General features: G+C 69.9%; 12 protein-coding genes. 9 read left to right on the forward strand and 3 right to left on the reverse strand.

Going from position 1 to position 13,254, the window contains the following annotated elements:
• Both AN233_RS18025 and AN233_RS09315 read left to right on the forward strand, forming a co-directional pair.
• Positions 1-141: thiolase C-terminal domain-containing protein (locus AN233_RS18025; RefSeq protein ID WP_394326204.1), on the forward strand; the 141-nt coding region annotated here is incomplete at its 5' end.
• Entirely contained in the window at positions 138-1,574 is a 1,437-nt protein-coding gene (locus AN233_RS09315) for a zinc ribbon domain-containing protein (protein WP_058366518.1), read from the forward strand. The genes AN233_RS18025 and AN233_RS09315, both read left to right, overlap by 4 nt.
• A gap of 81 nt (positions 1,575-1,655) precedes the next feature.
• On the opposite strand, the gene AN233_RS09320 is transcribed toward AN233_RS09315, so the two are convergent.
• Complete coding sequence (locus AN233_RS09320; RefSeq protein ID WP_058366519.1) at positions 1,656-2,798, reverse strand: thiolase family protein; 1,143 nt, start codon at positions 2,796-2,798, stop codon at positions 1,656-1,658.
• A 97-nt stretch (positions 2,799-2,895) separates the two neighbouring features.
• On the opposite strand from AN233_RS09320, the gene AN233_RS09325 reads away from it, so the two are divergent.
• The 3 genes from AN233_RS09325 to AN233_RS09335 all read left to right on the forward strand — a co-directional run bounded on the left by AN233_RS09325 (position 2,896) and on the right by AN233_RS09335 (position 6,113).
• Positions 2,896-3,783: a 3-hydroxyacyl-CoA dehydrogenase family protein gene (locus AN233_RS09325; protein WP_058366520.1), complete on the forward strand. Its 888-nt coding sequence runs from the start codon at positions 2,896-2,898 to the stop codon at positions 3,781-3,783.
• Positions 3,780-4,589, forward strand: a complete 810-nt coding sequence (locus AN233_RS09330; RefSeq protein WP_058366521.1) for an enoyl-CoA hydratase/isomerase family protein — start codon at positions 3,780-3,782, stop codon at positions 4,587-4,589. The genes AN233_RS09325 and AN233_RS09330 overlap by 4 nt, the downstream gene beginning before the upstream one ends.
• Positions 4,590-5,366: 777 nt before the next feature.
• Entirely contained in the window at positions 5,367-6,113 is a 747-nt protein-coding gene (locus AN233_RS09335) for an IclR family transcriptional regulator (protein WP_218055077.1), read from the forward strand.
• A gap of 33 nt (positions 6,114-6,146) precedes the next feature.
• Here AN233_RS09335 and AN233_RS09340 read toward each other — a convergent pair whose 3' ends face one another.
• Positions 6,147-7,874, reverse strand: coding sequence for a thiamine pyrophosphate-binding protein (locus tag AN233_RS09340; protein ID WP_058366522.1), 1,728 nt, complete (start codon positions 7,872-7,874; stop codon positions 6,147-6,149).
• Between the two features lie 158 nt (positions 7,875-8,032).
• On the opposite strand from AN233_RS09340, the gene AN233_RS09345 reads away from it, so the two are divergent.
• Positions 8,033-8,989, forward strand: a complete 957-nt coding sequence (locus AN233_RS09345) for a type IV pilin (RefSeq protein ID WP_058366523.1) — start codon at positions 8,033-8,035, stop codon at positions 8,987-8,989.
• Positions 8,990-9,039: 50 nt separating this feature from the next.
• Here AN233_RS09345 and AN233_RS09350 read toward each other — a convergent pair whose 3' ends face one another.
• On the reverse strand, positions 9,040-9,906 hold the full coding sequence (locus AN233_RS09350; protein WP_058366524.1) for a universal stress protein: 867 nt from the start codon (positions 9,904-9,906) through the stop codon (positions 9,040-9,042).
• A gap of 266 nt (positions 9,907-10,172) precedes the next feature.
• On the opposite strand from AN233_RS09350, the gene AN233_RS09355 reads away from it, so the two are divergent.
• The 3 genes from AN233_RS09355 to AN233_RS09365 all read left to right on the forward strand — a co-directional run.
• A complete protein-coding gene (locus AN233_RS09355; RefSeq protein WP_058366525.1) occupies positions 10,173-10,601 on the forward strand; it encodes a DUF1810 domain-containing protein in 429 nt (142 codons plus the stop codon).
• 201 nt (positions 10,602-10,802) lie between these two features.
• The gene (rdfA, locus tag AN233_RS09360; RefSeq protein ID WP_058366526.1) at positions 10,803-11,414 is read left to right on the forward strand and encodes a rod-determining factor RdfA; all 612 of its coding nucleotides are present in this window, start codon (positions 10,803-10,805) and stop codon (positions 11,412-11,414) included.
• Between the two features lie 77 nt (positions 11,415-11,491).
• Positions 11,492-13,254: archaea-specific SMC-related protein (locus AN233_RS09365; protein WP_343123574.1), on the forward strand; the 1,763-nt coding region annotated here is incomplete at its 3' end.

A 13,254-nucleotide genomic window follows, 5' to 3' on the forward strand; every position in this document is an offset into this window, starting at 1 on the left:
GTCGCCGAGGCGTTCAAACAGCTTCGGGGGAAGGCCGGGGACAGACAGGTCGCGGACCCGAGGTACGGCGTCACGCACAACGTCGGGGGGAGCGGCGGCGCGGCGGTCGTCCACGTCCTCGAACGGGAGGTGGGCCGATGAGCGATGTCCGCATTCGCGCGTTCGGTGCGTACAGCCCGCGCCTGCGGATCGACGCGGAGTCCTTCCAGGAGGCGTGGGGTCACTTCGAGGCGGCCGGGGTCGAGACGAAGGCCGTCCCGGAGGCGGACGAGGACGCGCTCACCATGGGCGTGGAGGCGGCGCGGCGGGCCCTCGCGGCCGCGGACGCCGGCCCGGACGAGGTCGACTACCTCTCGTTCGCCACCACGACCCCGCCGATGGCCGAGTCGGACCTAACGGCTCGGCTGACGAGCCTGCTCGGCGTTTCGAGCGACGCGACGACCATGACGATGACCGGGAGCACGCGCGCGGGGGCACAGGCGCTCGACGCCGCGCTCGACGCGGGCCCGTGGGGCGACGGCGTCGGCCTCGTCGTCGCGGCCGACTGCCCGACCGGCGCGCCGGACAGCGCGGTCGAGCACGCGGCCGGCGCCGCCGGCGTCGCCGCGGTCGTCGGCGGTGGCGGTCCGGGCGTCGTCACCGACCGGGCCTCCCACGTCGAGCCCTTCCCCGGCACGCGGTTCCGGGGCGCCGGGTCCGACGAGACGACGGAACTGGGCGTGACCAGCTACGACCGGCAGTCGTTCGAGACGGCGATTCGCGGGGCGGTCGACGGCCTCGGTCCGGTCGGCGACGTGGACGCGGCGGCCGTCCAGTCCCCGAACGGCAAGCTCCCGTACCGGGTGACGGGCGCGCTCGGCGTCGACGCCGAGCGAGTCGCGGCCGCCGACACGGTCGGCACGCTCGGGGACACGGGCGCCGCCAGCGCGCTTCTCGGGACGGCGAAGGCGTTCGACGAGGGCGCAGACCGCGTGCTCCTCGCGGCGTACGGCAGCGGCGCCGGCGCGAACGCGATGGTCCTCGACGGCGACGTCCCGACGAGGTGTGCGCTCGACGGCGACGTCGACCTGACCTACCCCGAGTACCTCCGCCGGCGCGGCGAGATCACCGCGGACGAGCCGGACGGCGGGGGCGCGTACGTGAGCGTCCCCTCGTGGAAGCGGACGATCCCGCAGCGGCACCGACTGGTCGCGGGGCGCTGCCCCGCGTGTGACGCGCTCAACTTCCCGCCGGAGGGGGCGTGTCGCGAGTGCCACGCCCGCCCCGACGACTACGAGACCGTTCGACTTCCCGGAACCGGAACGGTGGAGGGAGTCACGACCATCGCCCAGGGGGGCGCACCCCCGGAGTTCGTCGAACAGCAGTCGAAGAGCGGTCCGTTCGTGAGCGCCGTCGTCGCCCTGGACGGCCCGGTCGGCGACGAGACGGTGAGCGTCCCGACGCAGGTGCTCGCTCCCGGTGAGTCTTCGGTCGATATCGGTGACAGAACGGAGACGGTGACTCGGCGGATCTACCGGCAGGAGGGCGTCATCCGCTACGGGTTCAAGATGCGGCCGGTCGAAATCGACGGATAGCGCCCCGTCGGTTCTCGGTCGCGGCCCTGCTCGACGCTCCGATCGGTCGGTTCGTCGCCCACCGTCGCCCGCCGTTGTGTGTTATGTTCGGTCGAAGACCGTCGCGACGCCCTGCCCGAACCCGACGCACATCGTCGCGAGCCCGCGGTCGGCGTCGCGCCGCCGGAGTTCGTGCAGGAGCGTCGTGGCGATCCGGGCGCCCGAGCAGCCGAGGGGGTGTCCCAGCGCGAGCGCGCCGCCGTTCACGTTCAGCTTCTCGTCGGGGATCCCGAGTTCGTCGGCACAGTGGACGCTCTGCGCGGCGAAGGCCTCGTTGAGCTCGATCAGGTCGAGGTCGTCCACGTCAAGTCCGGCGTCGTCGAGCGCCGCCCGCGTCGCGGGGACCGGTCCGCGCCCCATCACTCGGGGGTCGACGCCCACGACCGACCGCGTCGCGATTTGGGCGATCGGCTCGAGGTCGTGCTCCTCCGCGTACGCGGCGCTGGTGACGAGGAGCCCGGCCGCTCCGTCGGTGAGCGGCGAGGCGTTCCCGGGCGTCACCGTCGCCTCGTCGTCGTCGCGAAACACGGTCGGGAGGTCGCCCAACTGCTCGACGGTCGTCCCGGGGCGGGGGGTCTCGTCGGTCGACACGACCCCGTCGGGCGTCTCCACGGGGACGATCTCCCGGTCGAACCGCCCCTCCTCGGCCGCCTCGACGGCCCGCTCGTGCGACCGGAGCGCGAACTCGTCCTGTGCCGCCCGCGAGACGCCGTGTTCGCGGGCGATCGTCTCGGCGGTCTGGCCCATCGGGAGGCGGTCCGCGTCGTACCGCGACTCGATCGCCGGATGCAGCCAGTCGGAGAACGGGACGCGGCTCATCTGCTCGACGCCCGCGACCGGATAGACCTCGCCGTCACCGGCCTCGATCGCGCGTGCGGCGTCGTTGAGCGTCGTCAGCGACGAACCGCAGAGCCGCGTCGTCGTCGATCCCGGAACGGTCGCCGGGTATCCGCCGGCGAGCAGCACCTGTCTGGCGAGGTTTCGTCCCTGTTCCGCTTCCTGGTTCGCACATCCGAGCCGGAAGTCGTCCCATTCCTCGGGATCGACGCCGGTCCGGTCGATCAGCGCGTCGAGCACCGCCGTCACGAGGTCCTCGGGGAACACCGCCGAGAGCGCACCGTCCTTCTTCGCCATCGGCGTTCTGACGGCGTCGACCACGACGGCCTGCTGTCTAGACGTACCCATTGACAGGTTCCGATCGCGAGTTCTCGGTGATTAATTCACCGATCGCCGCATCGATGGCTGCAAACGCTTTTGAGCCTGCGCGTGGTCGCCGTTAGTGATGAAGGTCGCAGTACTCGGCGCGGGAACCATGGGACACGGTATTGCACAGGTGTCGGCGATGGGAGGTCACGAGGTCAGCCTGCGGGACCTCGAGACCGAGATCGTCGAGTCGGGGCTCGCCGCGATCGAGTCGAACCTCGACGGCGGGGTCGAGCGAGACAAACTGACGCCGGCGGAGGCCGAGGCGGCCCGGAACCGGATCACCGGGACGACCTCCCTGTCCGAGGCGGTCTCCGGGGCCGACCTCGTGGTCGAGGCCGTCCCGGAGGAAATGCCGATCAAACACGAGACGATGACTGAAGTCGAGAGCCACGTCGATCCGGACTGCCTCATCGCCTCGAACACCTCCTCCCTGTCGCTGACCGAGATCGCGAACGCGCTCGACCGGCCGGAGCGCGCGGTCGGCCTCCACTTCTTCAACCCGGTCCACATCATGAACCTCGTCGAGGTCGTCGTCGCCGAGCAGACGAGCGACGAGACGGTCGCGGCCGCGACGGAGTTCGCCGAGGGGATCGGGAAGACGCCCGTCACCGTCACCGACTCGCCCGGGTTCGCGTCGTCGCGGCTCGGCGTCGCGCTCGGCGTGGAGGCGATGCGCATGGTCGAGGAGGGGGTCGCGGACCCCCGAGATATCGACACCGCGATGGAACTCGGGTACAACCATCCGATGGGTCCGATCGAACTCGGCGACGTCGTCGGGCTGGACGTGCGGCTCGACATCCTCGAGTACCTCCGGGAGGAGCTCGGCGAGCGGTTCCGACCGCCGCAAGTGCTGAAACGGAAGGTGCGTGCCGGCAAGCTCGGCAAGAAGACCGGCGAGGGGTTCTACGTCTGGGAGGACGGGGAGGTCGTCGGCGTCAGCGGCGCCGGAGGTGACGGGCAGTGAGCCTCCCCGAGGCGGTCGCCGACTGCGAGACCGTGTCGGCCTCGGTCGGGGACCGCGCGGACCACGTCGCGACGATCGAACTCTCGCGTCCGGACGCCAGGAACGCGCTCGACGCGCAGCTCCGCGCGGAGCTCGAGACCGCCATGCTCGCCGTCGAGGAGACGGACGTCCGGGCCGTCGTGTTGACGGGTGACCCCGACGCGAACGCGTTCGTCGCCGGCGCGGACGTCACGGAGCTTCGGGAGCGCGACTCGCTCGAGCAGCGCGAGGCGAGCGAACGACCGCGGGTGTACGAGCGCGTCGCGGACTGTCCCGTGCCGGTGATCGCGCGCATCAACGGGCACGCGCTCGGCGGGGGCTGCGAGCTGATTCAGGCGTGCGACATCCGGATCGCCCACGAGGACGCGAAGATCGGCCAGCCGGAGATCAACCTCGGGCTCATCCCCGGCGGCGGAGGCACGCAGCGACTCCCCCGGCTCGTCGGCGAGGGCCAGGCGATGAAGCTGATCCTCTCCGGCGAGCTGATCGACGCGACCGAGGCGGCCGACATCGGGCTGGTCGAGGAGGTCCACGGCGACGACGCGTTCGACGACCGCGTCTACGAGCTCGCGGGCTCGATCGCGGCGAAGAGCCCGGTTTCCCTGCGGTTCGCGAAGAAATCGGTCAAGGCCGCCTCGCGGATGGACCTCGAGTCCGGCATCGAGTACGAGGCGGAACTGTTCGCGCAGCTGTTCGCGACCGAAGACAAAAACGAGGGGATCGACGCGTTCTTCGAGGACCGCGAGCCCGAGTGGACGGGGCGATAGCGCCCGCCCGGAACCGTTCGGGTGAGCCGAACGCGCACCGGTGCGATCCCCTTTTCTCCGTTTCTCCGGCTCACGACTCGCTTTCCGCCTCTCTCGGGGTTGACACGGACTGACACACGTACTCGACAGCGCCTCCCGGCGCCTGTTGACCGTGAATCGGGGGCTCACCCCGTTCAGCCGAGCCGAATTATGGATCGTGCTCGGAGATGCGCCGGTATCGCTGCCACACACTCGCTTTCGGCCCGGATCCGGAGCCGGACCGTTCGGACGCGACTCCGGATGCGGACCGGCTTGCCTTGGTGAGCCGACTGACGCCCGTTTTTCCGGCTCTCTCCGTTGACCGCTGGGGCATCCTGGTCGATATTTCCCACACGGTCGTTCATCGGGGATGAACGTTCCCGGACGCCGCCCTCCGAACTGGCGCGGTCGCCTCCATCGCTGAACCCCGACTACCGTTACAAAAATACGATTGTAACGGAATTCGGCACTCCCCGACTCGTTCGTCGCTACCGAGGCCGCGATGGAATAGAACTCCCAAATTAAGTGTTGCCGTCATCAATTTCCCAAAGAATAAACTGTAGCAAAGTGGAAAAACAACTGTATTAGTGGGCAATAAATTGTATATTTAACTATAATTCTCATAAATGCGTTTTTTAACCTCAAAAACCCGATAAAACTGGCTGAATATCTATTTATGACTTTGTGGTTGCCATTCACTCTCAGCCTTTGTTCAGCCTGGATGAACAGACATATGGCGAATCGTGAACAACGGCGCGTATGGACGACACCGTAGAGGCCGGGGACAAGCTGCTCCGCCTCGTCGAGACGCTCAAGGAGCACGGGCCCTCGGGCGTGACCGAACTCGCCGACAGGGCGGACATGCCGAAGAGCACCGCCCACGCCTACCTCTCGACGCTCAAGGAACACGGGTACGTCGTCCAGACCGACTCGCGGGCGTACCGTCTGAGTCTGCGCTTCGTCGACATCGGGAGCAAGGTCCGCGAGACCCGGGAGCTGTACGACGAGATCCGGGCGAAACTCGACGAGATCTCCGAGGAGACGAACGAGAAGGCGTGGTGGACCGTCGAGGAGAACGGGAAGGCGGTGTTCATGGCGAAGTCGGCGGGCAAGCGAGCCATTCAGACGAACGCCCGGATCGGGCTCCACCTCGAGTTGTACCGGCTCGCCGCGGGGATGGCGATCCTCGCGAACCTCCCCGCCGAACGCCGGGTCGACATCCTCGAGGGGTACGACTATCCCCTTCCCGACGGGCGGACCCGAGCGGATCTCGAGTCGGAGCTCGAGACCGTCCGGGAGACCGGGGTCGCGTACGGCACCGACAGCTTCCTCGAAGGCGTCACCGGGATCGGCGTCCCGCTCCTCGACAACGCCGGGACCGTCCACGGCGCGATCAGCGTCTCGGGGCCGAGCAACCGCCTCGAGGACGACCGGAACGAGCAGGAGCTGACGGACCTCCTGCGGGGCATCTCCGGCGAACTGCAGGTCAATTTCTCCTATCGGTGAGCCCGGCCGAACCGCGTCGGCCTCCCCGCCCGGTCAGCGCTCCCGGGTCATCCACTCGCTGGCCTGCGGCTCCTCGGGATCCGTCGTGACCTCCACCAGCGAGGGCCCCTCGTGGGCCCGCGCGTCGTCGAGCGCCTCCGCGATCCCGGACACGTCCGCGACGTGCGTCGCGTCGACGCCCATCCCCTCGGCGACCGCGGTCAGATCGAGGCCGGCGTCGGCCCAGCCGTACGCCCCCGGACCGAGGCCGTGGGAGCGGTCGGCCTCCTCGCTGATGATGGCGTAGTCGTCGTTGTTGAGCGCGACGACGGTGACGTCGATCCCCTCCGTCGCGAGCGTGTGCAGCTCGTGGACGCACATCAGTAGGCCGCCGTCCCCCACCAGCGCGACCGCGTCCGCGTCCGGGTTCGCCAGCTTCGCGCCCATCGCCGAGGGGAGTGCGGTCCCCATCGTCGCCCACGACCCGGGATTGACGTACGACTGCGGGCCGTATGCCTCGCAGGCGAGCAGCGTCCACTGGCGCGACCCGCCGGCGTCCGCGGTGAGGATCGCGTCGCGGGGGAGCGCCTCGCGGACCGCTCGAACCACCTCGACGGAGGTCGGCGGATCGGCCGCGTCCCGGGCCGCGGCGACCGCGTCGAACCGCGCCGCGTCAGCCGTCCGGACCGCGGCCGCGCGCTCGTCCCCGGGCTGTTCCGCGTCGCCGCCGCGCTCGGCTATCCCGTCCGTCAGCGCCCGCAGCGTCCGGTCGGCGTCGGCGACGATCCCCACGGCCGGCTCGTAGCCGGTCCCCACGTCGTCGGCGCCGAGCGTGACGTGGACCAGGTCGTCGGGGAGCTCGACGGACCAGCGGCCGGTCGCGACCGCGTCGAGGTCCGACCCCACCGCGAGGGCGGCGTCCGACTCGGCCAGCAGCTCGCGGAGCTCCGTCGAGGATCCGCCACAGAGCACGCCCGCCGAGAGCGCGTGGTCCTCCGGGAGCGTTCCCTTCCCCTTGTAGGTCGTCACCACCGGCGCGTCGAGCGCTTCCGCGAACGCGCGAAGCCGCTCGCTCGCACCGGCCCGACGGACGCCGCCGCCGGCGAGGACGACCGGTCGCTCGGCCGCCGCGAGCAGGTCCGCGGCCGCGCCGACGGCCGCCGCTGGAGGCTCCGGTGGCGTTCTGTACGCCCCTTCGCCGACGCTCGCCTGTGGCGTCGCGCTCGCGAGGAAGTCCTTCGGGATGCCGACCCGGACCGGCCCCATCGGCGGCTCGCGGGCGATCCGGATCGCTCGGGTCAGCTCCGCGACGGCGCTCTCGGCGGTCTCCACGAGGACGTTCTCCTTGACCACGTTGTCGTAGGTATCGGGCGGCGTCTCGTGGATCCCGTCGCCGCCGCGAACCTCGTGTTCCGTCTCCACCGCCACGTGAACCATCGGCACGCAGTCGTTGAGCGCGTTCTTCAGTCCGTTCATCGCGTTCATGTCGCCCGGCCCCGGGACGACGACCGTCGCGGCCATCTCGCCGGGGTCGCGCGTCTCCGCGTACCCCCACGCGGCGTGCGTGACGGCGGTCTCGTGGCGCGCGACGACGAACCGGGCGTTCCTGTCCGCGAGCGCCTCGTTGAGTGGGAGCGTCTGCTTGCCCGGAATGCCGAAGACGGTGTCGATACCGTGATCCAGCAGGCAGTCCACGACCGCCGCTCCGACGGTCGACGCTCCGTCGCCGTCCCCGGCTTCTTCGGTTTCCCCGTCCGCCGCTCGGTCCGTGTGTCCGGTCATTGGTGCCCCTTCTCCGGACCTCGACAATAATCCTTCGCACCGCCGGTATATCTCATGTCGCGATACATAGATCGGGTGGCGCACCTCCGCGGTCGACCTCGGTCCGCTCTTCCGAGTGCGGTCGGGACAGTTTTGATGCCGGCGGTCCAACGCCGCCCATGGTGTGCTCCGATGGTGCCGATCGCGCGATCTCGCCGGTGGTGGGCGTCGTGATCCTCGTCGGCATCGTCGCGCTGCTGGCGGGTACGGGCGGCGTGTTGATCCTCGGCCTCGCGGACGACCCCGACCCGGCTCCCGGGGCGACGCTGGACGTGGAGGCGGCCGGAGACGGCCTGCACCACGCGCTCGTCCACGGCGGCGGAGACACGATCGACGGCGACGCGCTTGCTATCCGCGGGGCCGCCGATCCCGACGCGGCCGCGGGCACGCGACTGACGGCCGGGACGGCCGTGGAACTCTACCCCGTCGACGAGGAGATCATGGTCGTCTGGCGTGGGGACGACGACACGACTCACGTGCTGACGACCGCGACCGTCGACCGGACGCTCCCCGAGCCGGACCGGACCTGCGAGTGGGTCGACGAGGAGACTGACGGCGGAGCCGACCCCATCACGATCGACGGGCTCGTCGTCGACTGCGACGTGGAGACCGACGAGGGGATCACCGTGAGCGACGGGGGGGTCGTCGTCGGCGAGTCGGCGAGCGGAGCGAAGGACTTCGACGGGGACGACGCGACCGTCTACGGCGACGTGGCCGTTGAGAAGGTCGTCAACATCCAGACGGGCACCGTCCGGGGGAGCGTCGTCTCCCGGACCGCGGACGCGAAGCTCGGGAACGTGACCGTCGACGGGTCGGTGACCGCACGGAAGGTCGTCGAGGTGCTCGCCGGCAGCGCGGTCGGTGGCGATGTCGAGAGCGAGAACAACACGGTGAAGGTGTTCGACTCTACCGTCGAGGGGGCCGTCGTCGCGGCCGACGGCGAGCAGGTCAAACTCGACAACGCGACCGTCGAGGGGCACGTGTACGTCGACGAGGCGGCGTTCGACTGTACCGACTCGACGATCGACGGCCGGGACTGCGGCTCCTACACGCCTCGCGACCCCGACGAGGCCTGATTCTGTTTTTCCGGCCGCCGACGGCGCGACGGGGGCCGCGCCCGCCGGCGTCACTCCTCCGAGGGAACGACGATCACCGGCACGGGCGCGTTCCTGAGCGTGCGCTCCGCGACGCCGCCGAGCAGGATTTTCTCGGCGCCGTGCTCGCCGGTGGTTCCCATGACGACCGCGTCTACGCCGTACTCGTCCACGGCGTCGACGATGACCTCGGCTGGGTTGCCCCGTTCGACGTGCGACCGGACCGCGGACAGGTCGCGGTCGTCGCCCGCCTTCTCGACGCGCGCCACCGCCTCGCTGGCCGAGCGGTCGCGTTCCTCGTCCGACAGCAGCGACCGGAGCGTCGCTCCCACGCCGCCCTCCTCGACGACCGAGAGCGCGTCGACGGACGCACCGAGCGCGGCCGCGAGGTCGAGCCCGTGGGCCGCGGCCGCCTCCGCACGCGGGCTGCCGTCGGTCGGCAGCAGGACGCGCTCGTAGGGCGCGGTCAGCCGCTCGTCGTCGCGGAGTCGCGCGACAAGCACAGGGATGTCAGCGAGCCGGACGACCTTCTCGGTGACGCTACCGAGCAGCCCTCTCGCTCCAGAATCGCCGTGCGTCGCCATCGCGATCAGGTCGTGGTCGTACCGGTCGGCGTACTCGGCGATACTCGGCGCGGGATTCCCCTGTACCGTCGCTGTCTCCGCGTCGACCCCCACCTCTGCCAGCGTCTCCGCGGCGTCCGCGAGCACGTCCTCCCCCTCGCTGACGAGCGCGTCGACCACGTTGCCCTCCACGAGCGTGACGCTGTCGCGCGCGGTATCGGCCACGAACAGCAGCTCCACGTCCGCGTCGACGCGCCGGGCGAGTTCGCCGACGTGCTCGAGCACCGCGGCCGCCCCCTCGCTGCCGTCGACGGGCACCAGGATCCGGTCGTACATGGGGCCGGGTACGCCCACCCACCTCAAAGTCGTTCGGGTCGGCGACCGCCCCCTCGTCCGTCGTCGTGTCTCCTGCTCCGAACGCCCTCGTCACCGACGACATGTTCTCTTCCCGTGACCTGTCTGTTCACTTTTCAGAATTTCTATTCACCGTCCCGGGAGCGAAGGTGTCGGACCGTGGGTGTTCGGGCGTCGCGTCGTCGCACACCTCGGAGTCGAGCCCCGGCCGTTTAGGTGCGAGCCCCACGTAGGCGCGACCGAGACGGATGACTCGTTCCGAGGACCCCCACGACCTGCAGCGGTTCGTCGAGGCACAGGAGCCGGTGATCGATCAGGTGAAGACGGAGCTTCGGTCGGGTCGGAAGCGGACCCACTGGATGTGGTTCGTCTTCCCGCAGGTCGCGGGGCTCGGCAGCAGCCGCATGGCCCGGCGCTACGCGATCGGATCGCGGGCCGAGGCCGAGGCTTATCTGGCACACCCGGTTCTCGGACCGCGACTCCGCGAGTGTACGGGCCTCGTGAACGCGCTCGACGGCCGTTCGGCGACCGAGGTGTTCGGGCCCCCCGACGATCTGAAGTTCCGCTCCTCGATGACGCTGTTCGACGCGGTCGCGGACGACCCCGAACCGTTCCGAACGGCCTTGGAGACGTACTACGACGAACCAGATCGAGAGACATTACGCTTTCTCGAGTAGTCCTGCGTCCGCGTGGTCTTCGGACGCTTTCGGACGGACGTTTCCAGCTCCGCTCTCTCCGAGATCGTGCCCGCCGCCGGGACCGCAGAGCCCGAGTTTGCCGCCCGCGATCCCGCCCGAAGGTGCGGTATCGAGACCGCGCTACCACCGAGATCACGTTACACCGCTATCTTTGTAACGGTGGAGGATGTGGATCACCGTATGACCGATACCGATTCGCGGCCGAACAGCAAGGTCGCGCGCGTCATCGAGGCGTACGACCTCGACGGGATGGGCGATCGACTGGAGGCGGAGTGGACGGGCGCGGACGGCGAGCGGACGAGCCTCCGGGACCTCGCGGACCAGTTCAACCGCGCGGTGCTTTCGGCCGCGATGCGGGAGGCCGGCCGGTCGGCCGTCGAGAGCGACGTGGCGAGCGCGTACGCCACGCTGACCGACGACGACACGGCGCGCGCCGACCGGATGCGCAAGCGTCGCGAACTCGAGCGCGACGGCGTCGAGGTCGACGCCGTGCTCGACGATTTCGTCACCCACCAGGCGGTCCACACGTACCTCACCGACTACCGGGAAGCGGAGCTTCCGGACCGCTCGGCCGACCGCGTCGACCGCAAGATCGACACGCTGGAGCGGCTGCAGGGCCGGACCGCGGCCGTAGCCGAATCCACGGTCGCGAACCTCGTCGACGCCGGGGAGCTGACCGACCACGACTACGAGCTGCTCGTCGACGTGCGCGCGGTCTGTCCCGACTGCGGGACCGATTACCCGGTCGGGGACCTGCTTCGTGAGGGCGGCTGCGACTGCGCTGCCGACTGACCGGAGCGTTGGCGGCCGTCCCGCGGGGCCGGCTCCCGTCACAAAAGTTATACCGCTTCCAACGGTACGAGCGTGCAATGAGTTCGATGGCCCGTACCGAGGAAGAAGTCCGTGTTCGCGCCCGCAACGTCGGCGGGATCGACGAGACCGAGGTGACGATCCCCCCCGGCGTCACGGTGCTCAGCGGCCGCAACGCGACCAACCGAACGTCGTTCCTCCAGGCGCTGATGGCGGGACTCGGCAGCACGCGCCCCTCCCTCAAGGGCGACGCGGAGGAGGGCGAGGTGGAACTGTCCATCGGCGACGAGACGTACACGCGGACGCTGACGCGCCGCGGCGGGGAGGTCGCCTTCGGCGGCGACCCGTTCCTCGACGACCCCGAGATCGCGGACCTGTTCGCGTTCCTGCTCGAGGACAACGAGGCCCGACAGGCGGTCGCGCGCGGGGACGACCTCCGCGAGATCATCATGCGCCCGGTCGACACCGACCGCATCGAGGCGGAGATCCGCGAGCTTGAACGGGAGAAGGACGACCTCGACCAGCGTATCGCGGACCTCGACCGGCTGGAGTCGACGCTCCCGGACCTGGAGTCGGAAAAGGACGACGTGGAGACGGACCTCGCGGCCGCTCGCGAGGACCTCGACGCTGCCCAGGCGGCCATCGACGACCTCGACACGGACCTCGAGGAGAGCCGGTCGCGCAAGGAGGAGCTGGAGGAGGCGTTCGCGAAGGTCCGCGAGGCCCGCTCCGAGCTGGAGGACGTGGAGTTCGAGATCGAGGCCGAGGAGTCGACGCTCTCGGAGCTCCGCGCGGAGCGCGAGGAGCTCGAGGCCACGCTTGCGGACACCGACGAGCCGGACCAGGACCCCGAGCGCATCGACGGCCGGATCGAGGAGCTACGCCGGCGCAAGCGCGCGCTCGACGAGACGCTGAACGAGCTCGGGAGCGTCATCAGCTTCAACGAGGAGATGCTGGAGGGCGACGGGCTGGACGTGGAGCTCGAGGGGGACGGAGCGGGCGAAACCGACGCCGGCGCGCTCACCGACGAGCTGCTCGGCGACGACCGCACCGTCTGTTGGACCTGTGGGTCGGAGGTCGACACCGACCGGATCGAGGGGACGCTCGACCAGCTCCGGGACCTGCGGGCCTCGAAGCTGGAGGAGCGAAACGGCCTCCGCGACGAGATCGACGAGCTCTCCGAGAAGCGCTCCTCGCTCCGTCAGCGACGGAACGAGCGCCAGCGCGCCGAGCGCCGCCTGCAGGGGATCGAGTCCGAGATCGACGAGGTGGAGGAGCGCATCGAGGAGCTCGAGACCGAGCGCGAGGAGACCGAGGAGCGCGTCGCGGAGCTCGAGGCGGCCACCGAGGACGTGGGCGCGGGCGAGTACGACGAGGTGATCGAGCGCCACCGCGAGGCCAACGAGCTCGAGATCGAGGTCGACCGGCTGGAGTCGGATCTCGCGGAGATCGAGGCGGAGATCGCGGAGACGGAGGCCGACCTCGAGGAGCGCGAGGAGCTCCGCGAGCGCCGCGAGTCGGTGGCCGAAGAGCTCACCGACCTCCGGACGCGCGTCGACCGCATCGAGGCGGACGCGGTCGAGGCGTTCAACGACCACATGGCGTCAGTCCTGGAGATCCTCGACTACGACAACATCGATCGCATCTGGATCGAGCGCCGCGAGACCGAGGTCCGCGAGGGCCGCCGCAAGGTGGAGAAGACCCGCTTCGACCTCCACGTCGTCCGCTCGGGACCCGACGGAAGCGCCTACCGCGACACGGTCGACCACCTCTCGGAGTCCGAGCGCGAGGTGACCGGGCTCGTGTTCGCGCTCGCGGGCTA

The sequence above is a fragment of the Haloparvum sedimenti genome (assembly GCF_001462205.1).
GTDB classification, from domain to species: domain Archaea; phylum Halobacteriota; class Halobacteria; order Halobacteriales; family Haloferacaceae; genus Haloparvum; species Haloparvum sedimenti.